4 protein-coding genes are annotated in these 16,843 nt (G+C 72.7%); all 4 read left to right on the top strand.

Annotated elements, in window-relative coordinates:
- The first annotated feature begins 64 nt into the window (after positions 1-64).
- Genes AB8998_RS18695 through AB8998_RS18680 form a run of 4 tightly spaced genes read left to right on the top strand, consistent with a single transcriptional unit; the run spans position 65 to position 16,837 of the window.
- Positions 65-3,259, top strand: a complete 3,195-nt coding sequence (locus tag AB8998_RS18695; protein ID WP_369739238.1) for a type I polyketide synthase — start codon at positions 65-67, stop codon at positions 3,257-3,259.
- Positions 3,259-7,002, top strand: a complete 3,744-nt coding sequence (locus AB8998_RS18690) for a type I polyketide synthase (protein ID WP_369739237.1) — start codon at positions 3,259-3,261, stop codon at positions 7,000-7,002. The genes AB8998_RS18695 and AB8998_RS18690 overlap by 1 nt, the downstream gene beginning before the upstream one ends.
- Positions 7,002-12,368, top strand: a complete 5,367-nt coding sequence (locus AB8998_RS18685) for a type I polyketide synthase (RefSeq protein ID WP_369739236.1) — start codon at positions 7,002-7,004, stop codon at positions 12,366-12,368. The genes AB8998_RS18690 and AB8998_RS18685 overlap by 1 nt, the downstream gene beginning before the upstream one ends.
- The gene (locus AB8998_RS18680) at positions 12,365-16,837 is read left to right on the top strand and encodes a type I polyketide synthase (protein WP_369739235.1); all 4,473 of its coding nucleotides are present in this window, start codon (positions 12,365-12,367) and stop codon (positions 16,835-16,837) included. The genes AB8998_RS18685 and AB8998_RS18680 overlap by 4 nt, the downstream gene beginning before the upstream one ends.
- The last annotated feature ends 6 nt before the right edge of the window (positions 16,838-16,843 follow it).

The raw sequence follows: 16,843 nt of genomic DNA, 5'->3' as shown, positions 1-16,843 counted from the left end.
ATGACACGCCCGCGCCCTGAGCCCCCGCGACGGGCTCCGCGTCATCACCACCCGCTCGCGGCTGATGGCCCGGCTGTCCGGGCAGGGTGCCATGGCGCTGCTCGAGCTGGACCCCGACGGCGCCGCCGAAGTGATCGCCGAGCACCCCGACCTCACGCCGGCGGTGTACGCCTCGCCCCGCCAGACCGTGATCGCCGGCCCGCCCGAACAGGTCGACGCGGTGATCGCCGCGGTCGCCGCGCGGAACCTTTTGGCACGCCGCATCGAGGTGGACGTGGCGTCACACCACCCGATCATCGACCCGGTGCTGCCCGAATTGCGTTCGGCACTAGACGATCTGGCACCGCGCCGGCCCGCCATCCCGATCATCACCACGACGGGCGAGACGCCGACGTTCGACGCCGACCACTGGGCGGCCAACCTGCGCAACCCGGTCCGGTTCACCCAGGCGGTGGCCGAGGCGGGAGCCGAGCACGGCACCTTCGTCGAAGTCAGCCCGCACCCGGTGCTGACCTACGCGATCAGCGACACGCTGGCCGACGTCCATCACCACAGCCTCGGGACCCTGGCCCGCGACACCCACGACACGCTGACCTTCCACACCAACCTCAACGCCGCCCACACCGTCGCACCGCCGCGCACCGACCATCCGGGCGGGCCGGCCCCGGTGCTGCCGACCACACCCTGGCACCACACCCGTCACTGGGTGACCCCGACGCAACGCCCGGCCGCCGGCGCATCCGCGCCGGCGCCCGGCACCCTGCTCGGGGCGCGCACCGACGTCGCCGCGACCGCGGCCTCCCTGTGGCAGGCGAACCTGGCCCCGGAGGTCAAGCCGTACCCGGGCTGTCACCGCCTGCACGGGGTGGACGTGGTCCCGTTGTCGGTTCTGCTGCAGACGCTTTCGGCCGCGGCCCGCGAGGCGGGCGCAGCGGCGGTGTCCGACGTCCGGTTCGAGCATCCCATCGTCGTGGACCGGCCGCGGGCGATCCAGGTGCTCGCCGCCGACGGGTCGGTCACCGTGTCGTCGCGTGCGGGGACCGACGCGCCCTGGGTCCGGCACGTCAGCGGGCGGCTGGCGCCGTCCGCGCCGGACGGCGACCACGGCGCCCCCGCCCCCACCGGCGAGGCCGAAACACGCTCGATCACCGACCTCTTCGAGGAGTGGGGCGTCGAGGGGCAGCCGTTTCCCTGGTCGATTGACGCGTTGCGGCCCACCCGCGACGGCGCCGTCGCCGACCTCGTCCTGGCCGGGCCGGCCGAACCGTCGGTGGTGGCGCTGCTGGACGCCGCCGTGCACGCCGCGCGCCTGGTGGATCGCGACAACCCGCGGCTCCTGGTGCCCTCCGGGGTCGGCAGCGCCTGGCTGGCAACCACTCCCGGGGACCGGCGGGCCGTGGCCGAGCTGCGCCGGCTGCCCGGTGACGCCGGCGACGTCGTCGTCGACCTCGTCGTCAGGACACCCGACGGCAAAGTCTGCGCGGACGTCCGCGCGTTGCGGTACACCGATGTGGAGTCCGGTCCCGCGGCCGCCGCCCACGACAGCGACCCCGCCTCGATGTGCCATGCGATCGATTGGCACCCCTGGCGCGCCGGCGGGGACCAGGTGCGCTTCGCGCCCGGGCCGCTCGCCATCGTCGGCGGTGACGGTGCTGACACCGCGGGGCTGGCCGACCGGCTCGCCGACGCCGGGTACGCCCCGGCCCGGGTCACCGAGGCCCGCTACGTCGTCTACCTGGCCGGCCCGGCGGCCGACGATGCCGACGTCGACGGCGCGACGCGACTCACCTCTCAGGTGGCCGAGCTCGTCGGAGAGCTGGCCGGCCGCGGCGACCACGAACCGGTGACGCTGTGGATCCTCACCCGCGGCGTCCGCGAGGCCGACTCCGGCGAGGCGCTGCGCCACAGCGGCCTGTGGGGGATGGCCGGGGTCGTCGGGGCCGAGCATCCCGAACTGTGGGGTGGGCTGGTCGACATCGCGGCCGGCGCCGACCTCGCCGACTGCGCGGCACGGCTGCCGGAGGTGCTGCCCCATCCGGCCAAGCGGATTCTGGCGCTGCGGGATGGCGAATTCCTCTGTTCCACAATGACTCCCATCGTGGGTGGGCCGGTGCGCGAACCGCTGCGTTGTCAGCCCGGCGCGGCCTACCTGATCACCGGCGGCATGGGTGCGCTCGGCCTGCTGATGGCCGATTGGCTCGCGGACCGCGGCGCGCGTCGCCTGGTGCTGGCGGGCCGCACCCCACTGCCACCCAGGCGTGACTGGGACGGCATCGACGACCCCGCCGTGCAACACAGGATCACCGCGATCCTGGCCCTGGAGCGCCGCGGCGTCTCCGTCGAGGCCGTCGCGCTCGACGTTGGCTCCCCGGCGGCGGTCCGGGAGTTGCTGGACAGGCGTGACCGGGACGGGGCGCCCCCGATCCGAGGCATCATCCACGCCGCGGGCATCACCGAGAACAGGCTGCTGACCGAGACGGCGCAGGACACGCTGCGGCGCGTCATGTGGCCCAAGATCGCCGGCGCGCAGGCGCTGCATCGGGCCTTCCCGCCGGGACGGCTCGACTTCTTCTTCCTGACCGCCTCGGCGGGAACGGTTTTCGGCGTCCCGGGGCAGGGCGCGTACGCTGCGGCCAACGCCTACCTGGATTGCCTGGCGCGCAGCCGGAGTCGGCAGGGATGCCACACCGTCAGCCTGGACTGGGTGGCCTGGGAGGGTCTCGGCTTCGCCGCCGATGCGGCGATCACCGTCGGCGAGCTCGAACGGTTGGGCTCACGATCGCTGCGTCCTGCCGAGGCCTTCGCCGCGTGGGAATACGTCGCGGGCCGCGACATCGCGCAGGCGGTGATCGCGCCGATGACGTCGGCCGATACCGACGGTGACTCCCTGCCCGCGCCGGCCGCGGCATGGTCGCAGCTGAGCGGCGACGACCTGCTGCGAGAACTCGAGACCGCACTGCGCGCGGTCATGGCCCACGAGCTTCGGCTCCCGGAGGCCGAACTCGAACCGGACCGGCCGTTCGCGGAACTGGGGCTCAACTCGGTGATGGCGATGTCGATCCGGCGCGAGATCGAGCGGGTGGCGGGTATGGAACTTTCGGCGACCATGCTGTGGAACCATCCGACGATCGCGTCGCTCTCTGCTTTCCTCGCCAAAAAGATCGCACCGCAACCTGATTCGACGGAAAGAACGGAGGAGACGGCCGCACCGGCCGACGGCGTGCTTGATGCGCTGTTCGACAGTGTGGAGTCCGCGTGATGACAAATACTCATTCTGCCGACGAACTGCGGCACTGGCTGGTCGACTATCTCGTCACCAACATCGGCTGCAGTCCCGACGACATCGAACTCGACGCGTCGTTCGCCGACCTGGGGGTCGGTTCGCGGGACGCGGTGGTGCTGTCGGGCGAACTCGCCGAACTGGCCGGTCGCGCGATATCCCCGGTGGAGATGTGGCAGTACCCGACGATCAACGACCTCGTCGAGTACCTGACCAACCCGGAAGCCCAGAACCGCGGCGCCGCGGCGCCCGAGGCTGCGGTGGTGGGTGGTGATGAGCCGATCGCGGTGGTGGGTATGGGTTGCCGGCTGCCGGGTGGGGTGGACGGGCCGGAGGCGTTGTGGCGGTTGCTGGGTGAGGGCCGTTCGGCGGTCGGTGAGGTGCCCGCGGGGCGGTGGGGCTGGTTTGACGACGGTTCGCCGGAGTCGGCGGCGGCGTTGGCGGGCACGACGCGCTTCGGTGGGTTTTTGGACGACATCGAGGGTTTCGACGCGGAGTTCTTCGAGATCTCCCCGCGCGAGGCGGCCGCGATGGATCCCCAGCAGCGGTTGTTGCTGGAGGTGGCCCACGAGGCCCTCGAGCACGCGGGGATCAGGGCGGATGCCCTGCGCCGCAGCCAGACCGGGGTTTTCGCGGGTGCGTGTGCGGGTGAGTACGGGTATTTGGCGTCGTCGGATTTGAGTCGGGTGGATGCGTGGTCGGGGACCGGTGGTGCGTTGAGCATCATCGCGAATCGGTTGTCGTATTTTCTGGATTTGCGGGGTCCGTCGGTGACGGTGGATACGGCGTGTTCGTCGTCGTTGGTGGCGGTGCATTTGGCGTGTCAGAGTTTGCGCAGTGGTGAGTCGGCGGTGGCGTTGGCGGCGGGGGTGAATTTGTTGTTGTCGCCGGCGATCACGCGCAGTTTCGATGCGGCCGAGGCGTTGTCGGCGTCGGGGCAGTGTCATGCCTTTGATGCGGCTGCGGATGGTTTTGTCCGTGGTGAGGGTTGTGGGGTGGTGGTGCTCAAGCGTTTGGGTGATGCGCTGCGTGATGGTGATCGGGTGTGGGCGTTGGTGCGGGGTTCGGCGGTCAATTCCGATGGTCGTTCCAACGGGTTGATGGCGCCCAATCCGGCCGCGCAGATGGCGGTGTTGCGGGCGGCGTATGCCAATGCCGGGGTGCAGGCGCGTGAGGTCGACTACGTCGAAGCCAACGCCACGGGCACGTTGCTCGGAGACCCGATCGAGGCCCGCGCGCTGGGGACGGTGCTGGGCCGCGGGCGCCGACCGGAGGAACCGCTGCTGCTCGGTTCCGTCAAACCCGTCCTCGGTCACCTCGACGCCGCGGCGGGTGTTGTGGGGTTGGTCAAGGCGGTGTTGGCGTTGCAGCGGGGTTGGATTCCGGCGAATTTGGGGTTTGCCGAGCCTAATCCGCATATTCCGTTCGAGCAGTTGGGGTTGAGGGTTGTCGGCGAGGCGCTGGAGTGGCCGGTGACGGGTCGGCCGCGGCGGGCGGGGGTGTCCTCGTTCGGGTTTGGTGGGACCAATGCCCATGTGGTGCTCGAGCAGGGTCCCGAGCCGGTCGTGGTGCCCGAGGCTGCCGAGCCGGTGGTGAGCACGTTGGTGGTCTCGGGCAAGTCCGCGCAGCGGGTGGCGGCCACGGCTGGGGTGTTGGCCGAGTGGATGGATGGTGCCGGCGCCGGGGTGGGGTTGGCGCAGGTGGCCCATGGGCTCAATCATCATCGGGCGCGGTATCCGGTGTTCGCCACGGTGGTTGCGCGCGATCGCCGGGAGGCGGTGGCGGGGTTGGCGGCGTTGGCGGCGGGGCGTTCGGCGCCGGGTGTGGTGGGTCCGCATGCCGGGTCGTGTCGGGCCGGGACGGTGTTTGTGTATTCGGGGCAGGGTTCGCAGTGGCCGGGGATGGGTCGGAAGTTGTTGGCCGATGAGCCGGCGTTTGCGGGGGCGGTGGCCGAGTTGGAGCCGGTGTTCGTTGAGGTAACTGGTTTTTCGCTGCGGGAGGTGCTCGCCGGTGGGGAGTCGGTGGCCGGTATCGAGCGTATTCAGCCGGTGCTGGTGGGGGTGCAGTTGGCGCTGACCGCGTTGTGGCGGTCCTATGGGATCGAACCCGATGCGGTGATCGGCCATTCGATGGGGGAGGTGACCGCCGCGGTCGTCGCCGGCGCCCTGAGCCCCCGCGACGGGCTCCGCGTCATCACCACCCTGTCCGGGGCCGCCGCGGATCCGGGTGGGCCGGATGTCCCCGCGGCGCTGGCGGATCTAACGCCGCGGCGGGCGGTCATCCCGGTCGTCACCGCCGACGGCGCGGCGCCGGCCTTCGACGCCGAACACTGGGCATCGGACCGGCCCAACCTGGTGCAGGTCACCGACGCCGTGGCCGCGGCGGGAGCCGAGCACGGCACCTTCGTCGAGGTCAGCCCGCACCCGCTGCTGACCGATGCGATCGGTGACACGCTGGCCGGCGTCCATCACCACAGCCTCGGGACGCTGGCCCGCGACACCCACGACACGCTGACCTTCCACACCAACCTCAACGCCGCCCACACGGCCAAGGCGCCCGACACCGAACATCCGGCCGGGCCCCCGCCGCTGCTGCCGAGCACACCGTGGCACCACACCCGCCACTGGGTGAGCGCGCCGAGAACCGTTGCGCGCGAGGCGAAAGCGGCGCCGCACTGGACCGCGATCCGCGACCGCCTGGAGGCCGCGGTGGCGCCACCTCGCCCCGGAACCCTGTTGGGCGAACACATCACCGTCGCGACCACCCCGCCGGTGCACCTGTGGCAGGCCCGGCTGGCACCGGACGGTGCGGCACCCACCGTCTCCGAATCGGTTCTGCTGCAGACGCTGGTGACCGCGGCCACCGAATGCGGCGCGTCTGCCGTGCGCGACGTGCGTTTCGAGGATCCCGTCGTCGTCGACGAGCCGCAAGTGATCCACGTGACGGCCGACGGCGAATCCGTCACCGTGTCGTCGGATTCGGCCGTGCACGCCGGCGCCCGGCTCGTCCACGACCCGGACGCCGAGACCGGGCCGGCGGCCGAGCAACCACCGGTCGACGTCGACCTGCCGGAGGCCTCGACGGTGGCGCTGCTCGACGCCGCCCTCGGCGTCGCGCGTGGCGGGGCGCGGCCGGTGCGCGCCGTTGGCGCCGAAAGCGCCAGGCTCGTCGGTGAGCTCGCCGAGCCGCGCGGCAGCGTCAGGGTCCGCCGACACGGTGGTGGTGCCGCCGGCGACCTGGTCGTCGACCTCGTCGCGACGGCGCCCGGCGGCGGCGTCTGCATCGACATCCGCGCCCTTCGCTACACGGCGGCGGAGCCGGCCGCCGGGCAGGAAGCGACCGCGCCGGCATGGGCGGAGCTCTCCGCCGACGAGGTGGCCGCCGAACTGGGGTCCAGGCTGCGGTCGATCCTGGCCCGGGAGCTCGGGATGTCCGCCTCGGCGGTCGACGTGGAGCGGCCGTTCCCCGAACTGGGCCTCGACTCGATGATGGCGATGGCCGTGCTCAAGGACGCCAAACGGCTGGTCGGCTTCGACGTTTCGGCGACGAAGATGTGGGATCACCCGACCATCGCTGCGATGACCGAATATCTGACGAAACTTATCGTCGCGCAACATGGCTCGAGGCGTGACACGACGGAGCGCGACAACGGGGCCGACACGGACGGCTCGGCGGGCGGCGTGCTGGACGCGCTGTTCGAGAGCGTGGAAAGCGGTATGTGATGAAGACGATCTTCGACAGAGTGGCGGGCATGACCGCCGAGCAGCGCACGGCACTGGGAGAGCAGTTCGACAAGGCCTCCCGACTGGCGACCGCGGAGCCAGTCGCGGTGGTGGGCATCGGGTGCCGCTTCCCCGGCCCCTCGGCCGGGCCCGAGGCCTACTGGGAGTTCCTGTCCGGCGGCGGGGACGCGATCATCGAGGTTCCGCCCGACCGCTGGGACGCCGACGCCTACTACGACCCCGACCCGTTCGCGCCCGGCCGGATGGCCTCCAAGTGGGGTGGCTTCCTGCCCGACGTGGCCGGCTTCGACGCCGAGTTCTTCGGGATCTCCCCGCGCGAAGCCGAAGCGATGGACCCGCAGCAGCGGGTGCTGTTGGAGGTTGCCTGGGAGGCGCTCGAGAACGCCGGCCTGACAGCGGAATCGGTGGGGGAGACCCGAGCCGCGGTGATGATGGGTGTGTACTACAACGAGTACCAGAACTCCTCTGCCGCCGACCCGGACAGCATCGACGCCTACTCGGCGACGGGCAACGCCCACAGCGTCACGGTGGGGCGGATCGCGTACTCGCTCGGGCTGCGCGGGCCCGCGGTGGCGGTGGACACGGCGTGTTCGTCGTCGCTGGTCACCGTGCATCTGGCCTGCCAGAGCCTGCGGCTGCGGGAGAGCGATCTCGCGCTGGCCGGCGGGGTGAACCTCATCCTGCGCCCGGAAACCCAACTGGCGCTGTCCAAGTGGGGCATGCTGTCGCCGCGCGGCCGGTGTCACGCGTTCGACGCGGGCGCCGACGGGTTCGTCCGCGGCGAGGGCGCCGGCGTCGTGGTGCTCAAGCGGCTGACCGACGCGGTCCGCGACGGCGACCGGGTCCTGGCGGTCGTGCGCGGCTCGGCGGTCAACTCCGACGGCCGCTCCAACGGCCTGACCGCGCCGAACGCGCTGGCACAGTCCGACGTGATCACCCGGGCGCTGCGCAATGCCGATGTGACCGCGGACTCGGTGAACTTCGTCGAGACGCACGGCACCGGAACCTCCCTGGGGGACCCGATCGAGTTCGACGCGCTGGCGGAGGTGTACGGGGCCGGCGGCGGCCCCTGCGCGCTGGGTGCGGTGAAGACCAACGTGGGCCACCTGGAGGCGGCCGCCGGGATCGCCGGATTCATCAAGACCGCCCTGGCGGTGCAGCACGGCAAGATCCCGCCCAATCTGCACTTTTCGCAGTGGAATCCGGCGATCGATGCGGCCGCCACCCGCATGTTCATCCCCGGGGAGCTGACCCCGTGGCCGCGCAGCGAGGGCCCGCGGCGGGCCGCGGTGTCCTCGTTCGGGCTGGGCGGCACCAACGCGCACGTGGTGCTGGAACAGGGTCCGGACCCGGAGCCGGCGGCCCCGGAGCCGGGGGTGGCGACGCTGGTGATCGCGGGCAAGACCGACCAGCGGGTGGCCGCCCGCGCGTCGGCGCTGGCCGAGTGGCTTCAGGGCCGCGGCGCCGGGACGCCGCTGGCCGATGTCGCCCACACCCTGCGCCGACAACACGGTCGGCACGGCAAGTTCGCCGTCGTGTGCGCCCGCGACCGCGCACAGGCGGTGGTGGGGTTGCGTGCGGTCGCCGCGGGCCGGGCGGAACCCGGGGTGGTCCTGCCCTCCGACCGAACACCGGGCCCGGGCACGGTGTTCGTGTACTCCGGTCAGGGCTCCCAGTGGCCCGGCATGGGCAAGCGGCTGCTGGCCGACGAGCCGGCGTTCGCCGCCGCGGTGGCCGAGCTGGACCCGATCTTCGTCGAGCAGGCCGGCTTCTCGCTGCGCGAGGTGCTCGAGGCCGGCGAACCGCTGGCCGGCATCGCCCGCATCCAGCCCGCGCTGGTGGGCGTGCAGTTGGCCCTGACCGCGCTGTGGCGCGCGCACGGTGTGGAACCCGATGCGGTCATGGGACATTCGATGGGGGAGGTCACCGCCGCGGTCGTCGCGGGCGCGCTGAGCGCCGCCGACGGCATCCGCGTGATCGCCACCCGTTCCCGGTTGATGTCGGCGCTGTCCGGCCAGGGCGCGATGGCGCTGCTGGAGCTGAGCGCGACCGCCGCCGAGGAGCTGATCGCCGACTACCCCGGCAGCACCGTGGCGGTGTACGCCGCCCCGCAGCAGTCGGTGATCGCCGGCCCGCCCGAGCAGGTCGACGCGGCGATCGCCGCGGTCGACGCGCAGGGGCGGCTGGCGCGGCGCGTCGAGGTCGACGTGGCATCCCACCATCCGACCATCGACCCGATCCTGCCCGAACTGCGCAGCGCCCTGGCGGACCTGGCGCCGCGCACCCCGACGATTCCCGTGCTCAGCACCACCGGCGACGCCGCGGCGGAGCCGGCGTTCGACGCCGACCACTGGGTGGCCAACCTGCGCAACCCGGTCCGGTTCAGCCAGGCGGTGGCCGGCGCCGGCGCCCGGTACGGCACGTTCGTCGAGATCAGCCCGCACCCGTTGCTCACCCACGCCATCGCCGAAAGCCTGGCCGCCGCCGAGTCCGCCGCCCGGACGATGGGCACCGTCACCCGGGACAGCGACGAAACCGTGGCGTTCCGAACGCAACTGGCTGCGATCCGGCCGGCCGACGGTGCGGGCCGGCTGGTGGACCTGCCGCCGGCACCGTGGCTGCATGCGCCGTACTGGGCCGCCCGGCGGGGCGCGAGCCCGGCGCCGGCGGGCGCCCACCCGTTGCTGGGGCTGCACGTCGAGATCCCCTCGGGCCGTGACCACGTGTGGCAGGCCGACGTGGGCACCGGCGCGGTGCCGTGGCTGGCCGACCACCGGGTGTACGGACAAGCCGTCATGCCGGCCGCGGCGTTCGCCGAGATCGCGCTCGCCGCGGGCAGCGAGGCCCTGGGTCTGCCGGCCGACGGGCTCGCGGTGCACCGACTCGAGGTCGAGCAGATGCTGGCCCTGGACGAGCGGACCACGCTGACCACCCAGTTGACCCGGACCGACGAGGGCGCCCGGGTCGAGGTCTACACCCGCTCGGCCGAGGGCGACTGGAACCGGCATGCGGTCGCGCGCGTGGACGTCGCCGCCCGGGACTGCGCGCCCGAGGCCCCGGCCGCCCCCGCCGAGGCGGGCACGACCGTGGCGCCGGCGGAGCTGTACGCGACGCTGCGGCGCACCGGCGCCCACCACGGGCAGGCGTTCGCCGCGCTGACGCGAATCGTGCGCTGGCCCAGCGGTTCCTCGGAGAGCGAGATCGTCCTGCCCGACGAGGCCGCCGCCCATCGCGGCTACCGGGTCCATCCGGTCATGCTCGACGCCGCGCTGCAGGGCCTGGCCGCCGCGATGCCCGCCGAGCCCGGCGACGACGCCGGTGAAGCCACCTATCTGCCGGTCTCGCTGGAGACCGTCCGCGTCTTCCGAGACACCGGGCGCCGCGCCCGGTGCCACGCCGAGCTGGTCAGCCTGGACGACGACGGTTCGGGCAAGCTCGGGCGGATCACCCTGACCGACGACGCGGGCAACCCGACCGCGCAGCTCGCCGGCGTCTACCTGCGGCGCATCGACCGGCGCACGGTGCCGTTGCCGTTGGCGCAGAAGGTGTTCGACGCGGCGTGGACCGAGAGCGCCGTCGGCGAAGCGGCCGCCGAACCGCCCGCGGGCAGCTGGCTGCTGCTGTCCGCCGGCGAAAACCCCGACCTGGTAGACGGTTTCACCGAGCGGTTCGCCGCACCGGCGCGGCGGGTGATCGGCGCGGACCTCACCGACGAGTCGGCGCTGCCGGAGGCGTTCGCGAAGACCGCCGCGGACCCCGACCTTCCGCCGCGCGGGGTGGTCGTCTTCCTCGGGCAGCGCCCCGCCGACGGCCTCGACACCGACGCCGCCCTGCGGCGCGGCGAAGACCTGGTCGCGGCTGTCGCGGGAACCGTGCGCGCGATCGTCGGCGGCTGGCACGGCACCCTGCCGCGGCTGTGGCTGGTCACCCGCGACGGCCTGGCGGTCGCCGACGGCGAGGGCGGCGACCCCGCGGTCGGCGCCCTGCGCGGGCTCGTCCGGGTCCTGGCCTACGAGCATCCCGAACTGCGGGCCACCCTCGTCGACCTGGGCACCGCGGACGAGGCGCCCGCCAGGCTGGCGGTCGAACTGGGCCTGCCGGCCGGGGACGACGTGATCGCCTGGCGCGACGGGCGCCGCCACGCGGAACGGCTCAGGCGGGCCCCCCTGCCCGCGGTGGGCGACTCCGCAAACGTTGTACGACAAAATGGTTCGTACATCGTCAGCGGCGGGCTCGGCGGCATCGGCCTGGTGGTCGCGCGCTGGCTGGCCGACCGGGGTGCGGGCCGCATCGTGCTCAACGGCCGCTCGGCGCAACCTCGGGAAGGCCTGTCCGAGCTGGAGGGCCGCGCCGATATCGCCGTCGTGGCCGGCGACATCTCCGCACCCGGGGTGGCCGAGCGGCTCGTGACGGCCGCCGAGGAGACCGGGCTGCCGCTGCGCGGGATCATCCACTCGGCCGCAGTGATCGACGACAGCCTGGTGGCCACCCTCGACCGGGAAAGCCTGCAACGGGTGTGGGCGCCCAAGGCCGGCGGCGCGCTACGCCTGCACCAGGCGGCCTCCGAATGCCGGCTCGACTGGTGGGTCGGCTTCTCGTCGGTGGCGTCGCTGCTCGGCTCCCCGGGTCAGGGCGCGTACGCGGCGGCCAACGCATGGCTCGACGCCCTGGTCGCCTGGCGGCGGGCGGCGGGGCTGCCCGCCACCACGATCAACTGGGGGCAGTGGTCGCACGTGGGCGTCGCCCGGTCCCTGAGCATGGGCGTCCTCGACCCCATCACCCCCGACGAAGGCATCGAGGCGCTGGAATCCCTGATCGGCGGCGCCGCCACGCAGACCGGTGTGGCGCGGCTGCGGCTCGACCGGGCCGCGGCCGCCTTCCCCGAAATCGGCCGGCTCGGCTACTTCGCCGAACTCGTCGAGGAACTGGGCACCGCCGGCGACAGCGGTGACTGGGCGGGGCCGGAGGCGCTGTGCGAACTCGACCCGGCGGAGGCGAAGGAGATCGTCACCGCGCGGCTGCGCCGGCGCATCTCGGCGATCATGGGCCACGCCGGCGACGCCGCCGTCCCGCCCACCCGGCCGTTGACCGAGCTGGGCATGGATTCGCTGATGGCCGTGCGGATCAGGAACACCGTGCGCGGCGACTTCGGCGTGGAGCCGCCGGTGGCGCTGCTGCTGCAGGGGGCCACGGTCGCCGACCTGGCCGCCGAACTCATCGAACAACTCGGCCTCACCGGCCAGGACAGCCCCGAGCCCGCGAACGAGCTGCGCGAGCGGGCCCAGCGACGCGCCGCGGCGCGCCGGCGAGCCGCCGACCGGCGCCAGCCGCGACAAAGAGTATGACAGGACAACACGTGACAAAATCCAAGGAAAACCCCTCGAACACGTTGCCGCCCAACGCGATCGCCGTCGTCGGGATGGCCGGGAGATTCCCCGGCGCCGACTCGGTGTCGCAGTTCTGGGACAACCTGCGCCGCGGCGAGGAGTCGATCGTCTCCTTGTCCGACGACGAGCTCAGCGCGGCCGGCGTCGGCGAGAAGGCGCTGGCCGGTCACGGCTACGTCAAGCGTGCGCCGGTGATGAACGGCATCGAGGAGTTCGACGCCGAGTTCTTCGGCTTCACCCCGCAGAACGCGTCGATGACCGACCCGCAGCACCGCCTCATGCTGCAGTGCGCGTTCCACGCGCTCGAGGACGCCGGCTACGACCCCGAGCGGATCGACGCCTCGGTCGGCGTCTTCGGGACCAGCTCGGCCAGCGGCTACCTGCTGCACAACCTTATGTCGCACCACGACCCGCACGCGATCATCGGTCAGGGCGCCACCTTCGAGATGGTCAACCTCTCGCTGCAGAACGACAAGGACCACCTGGCCACCCGGGTCGCGCACCAGCTGAACCTGCGCGGGCCCGCGCTGTCGGTGCAGACGGCGTGCTCGTCCTCGCTGGTGGCGGTGCACCTGGCCTGCCAGAGCATCCTGAACGGGGAGTGCGACATGGCGCTGGCCGGCGGCGCGTCGATCCGCGTCCCGCACCGCGTCGGCTATTGGTACCAACCCGGTTCGATGGTGTCCCCGACCGGCCGCTGCCGGCCGTTCGACTCCCGCGCCGACGGCACCCTGTTCGGCAGCGGTGTCGGCGTCGTGGTGCTCAAGCCGCTCGAGGACGCCCTGGCCGATGGAGATCGCGTGCACGCGGTGATCCGGGGCTCGGCGATCAACAACGACGGCTCGACGAAGATGACGTACGCCGCGCCCAACGCGGCCGGTCAGGCCGAGGTGATTGCCGAAGCCCACGCGGTGTCCGACGTCGACGCGTCGAGCATCAGCTACGTCGAAACCCACGGGACCGGAACGCCGCTGGGCGACCCGATCGAGATCGAAGGCCTGCGGCAGGCGTTCGCCCTGTCCGAGTCGGCCAGGCCCGGCCCGTGCCAGGTCGGCTCGGTGAAATCCAACATCGGCCACCTGGAGACGGCGGCCGGCATGGCCGGGCTGATCAAGACGATCCTGTGCCTGCAGCACCGGGCGATCCCGGCGACCCTGCATTTCACCCATCCCAACCCCGAATTGCACCTGGAGCGTGGGCCTTTTGCCGTGCGCGGCGAATACGGCCCGTGGGACTGGGACGGTGTGCGGCGCGCGGGGGTCAGCGCGTTCGGCGTGGGCGGCACCAACGCCCACGTCGTCCTCGAGGAGGCGCCGGCGGTGCCGGCGCCCGACGCGCCGGCGGGCGCCGGGCCCGCCCCGCAGGTGTTGGTGCTGTCCGCCCGGACCGCCGAGGCGCTCGCGGACGCGCGCGCGGCCCTGGCCGCCGAGTTGTCCTGCCCCGACGCGCCCGATTTGGCCGACGTCGCCCACACCCTGGCCCGCCGCCGCACGGAGAACTTCCGCATGGCGGCGGTGGTCGACGACAACGGGCACGCCGCGGAGCTGCTGCGGACCCCCGAGCACGACAACGTCTTCGTCGCCGAGTCGGCCGCCCCGCCGGCGAACGCCGAAAGCGATTCGGAGCGCGTCGCCTTCCTGTTCCCCGGCCAGGGTTCCCAGCACGTCGGCATGGCGCGGGGCCTGCATGCAACCGAGCCCGTGTTCGCCGAGCACTTCGACCGCTGCGCCGCGGCGTTCGACGCGGAGATGGGCATCGACCTGCGCGCCGAGATGTTCGACGGCTCCGGACGCAGCCTGGAGCGCACCGACCGGACCCAGCCCGCCCTGTTCTCCGTGGAATACGCGCTGGCGAAACTCGCCCAGTCCCATGGGATCCGGCCGGGGGCCCTGGCCGGTCACAGCATCGGCGAGTACGCGGCGGCGACCATCGCGGGGGTCTTCGACCTGCCGACGGCGGTCAAGGCGGTGTCGATGCGGGCCCGGCTGATGCACGCCGCGCCGCGCGGCGTGATGGTCGCGGTGGCCGCGAGCCCCGACACCGTCGAAGAGCACTTGTCGGCGGACGTCGACCTCGCCGCGGTCAACGAGCCCGGCGGCTGCGTCGTGGCCGGATCCGAAGAGGGCATCCGCGCGTTCACCGAACAGCTTGCGCGACAAAGTATCACGGCACGCCGGGTCCGCACCTCGCACGCATTCCACTCCCGGCTGATGGATTCGGTGGTCCCGGAGTTCCAGAGTTTCCTGGCCCGCCTGACGCTGCGGGAACCGCAGATTCCGCTGCTGTCGAACGTCACCGGCACCTGGATGTCGGCCGCGGAGGCGACCGACCCGGCGACGTGGGCCCGCCAGATCCGGTCGACGGTGCGCTTCGCCGACGAGATCGCCGCGCTGCTCGCCGAACCCGCCCGCGTCCTCGTCGAGGTCGGTCCCGGCGGCACGCTGACGTCCGCGGCGGCGCGGCACCCGCAGTGGGCCGGCGGTCACCGCACCGTCCGGCTGATGCGCCATCCGGTGCAGAACCGCGATGACCGGGACGCCTTCCTGCTCGGTCTCGGTCAGCTGTGGTCGGCGGGCGTCGACGTCGACTGGTCGCCGCACGCTGCGGGGCGCCGGCCGAACCTGGTTTCGCTACCGGGCTATCCCTTCGTGCGGCAACGGCATTGGATCGACGCCGCGCCGCGCAGCGCGGCGGCGTACCCGCTGAACGGGAACGGCGCCACACCCGCGCCGACGTCGGCGAACGGCACCGGCGCTGCTCGGCCTGCCACCGGCGCCGCGCAGCTCGAGGACACGCTGCGCGACATCTGGGCGCAGTGCCTGGGTGGCGGACCGGTCGACCGCAACGCCGACTTCTTCGAGCTCGGCGGTGACTCGCTGATCGCGATCAGCGTCGCGATGACGGCCGCCAACCAGGGCCTGGACCTCACCCCGCAGGACCTCTACGAGAACCCCAGCGTGGCCAAGCTGGCCAAGACGCTGACCGCCCGTTACGAGGCCGGCGGGCTGGCCCGGTTGTCCCCGGACGACGTCGCCCACCCGCCGGTGCCGCCGAACATCGAACACTTCCTGGCGCACGGCCTGGCCGACGGCGGGCATTGGCGAATCCCGCTGATCCTGCGGCTGCGCCCGGATGTGCGGGCCGAGGACATCACGGCGGTGCTGACCGCCGTCACCAACCAGCACGACGCGCTGCGGATGCGCCTGGTGCACCGCGGCGGCACCTGGGAGCAGGACCTCGGCGAACCCGTCGAGACCGTCGAGCTGGGCGCCGAGTCGTTGCCGGGTGGGTTGGCGCCCGGCGGACCCGAGGAGCGGGAAGCCCTGCTGCAGATCCTGGACGCGCAGATTCGCGGGCAGGACCTGGCCGGCCCGCCCCTGGCCGCCACGCACGTCCGCGGCGGGGACGGCGGGCCGTGCTACCTGGCGCTCAGCGTGCACGGGACCGCCGCAGACACCATGTCCCGCGACATCCTGCTCACTGACATCTTCACCGCGTTCGGGCAGCGGCTGGCCGGCGAGGAGATCACCCTGCAGCCGGTGAGCACGCCGTGGCGGGACTGGTGCCAGCGGTGCGCTGGGCTCGCCGCCCACCCGGCCGTCCTGGAAAGCCGCGAATACTGGCTCGAAACCGCGGCCAAGGCGAACCTGCGTGTCGCGGAGCCGGCCACCGAACCGCCCACGGTCGACGACCTGGTGCGGCTGCCCTCGGCGCTGACCGTCGCGCAGACCACCGAGATCGACGACGCGCGGCGCCGGCTCGGAGCGCCGATCGAGGACGTCGTGGTGGCCGCGCTGACGCGGACGATCGCGGCGACGGTCGGCGACGGCTGCCTGGGGCTCGACCTCGGCGGGCCGGGGCGGTCGGTGCTCAAACCCGACGTCGACCTGCACCGCACTGTCGGTGAGTTCACCACCGTCTATCCCGTCGCGCTGCCGTGCGCGGCGGACCGCGACGGCAGTGTGCGGCAACTGGTCGAGGACGTGCACGACACGCTGAAGTCGGTGCCGCACTACGGAATCGGATACGGGCTGCTGCGGTACGTCTATGCGCGCACCGCCGGCTGGCTCGCTGCCACGCCGCCCGCGGACATCTTCTTCTCGTACGCGGGCACCATCCCCGACCTTCCCTCGGCCGCCGGCGAGGCCCCGGTCCAGTTCGACTCCGACACGGCGCTGCCCGTGCGCGAGGCCTACCCGGGCCTCGGTCACGCCGTCGAGCTGCGCGTGTACCGCAGCGCCGGGGCCATGCACCTGGACTGGTGGTACGACTCCCGCCGCATCGACGCGGCGCGCGCGCGGTCGCTGGCCGACGCGTTCTCCGCGACGCTGCTCGACCTCGCCCGCGCGGCGGTGGCCGAGGACGAAAGCGCCTCGGCGGAAGAGGAGTTGACCCTCGTGGACTTGTCGTCGAGCGATTCGACCTAGGAGAGA

The organism is Mycobacterium sp. HUMS_12744610 (assembly GCF_041206865.1).
Lineage (GTDB): Bacteria > Actinomycetota > Actinomycetes > Mycobacteriales > Mycobacteriaceae > Mycobacterium > Mycobacterium servetii.
Note: the sequence above shows the minus strand (reverse complement) of the source record. Positions and strands in the feature narration are given on the sequence as shown.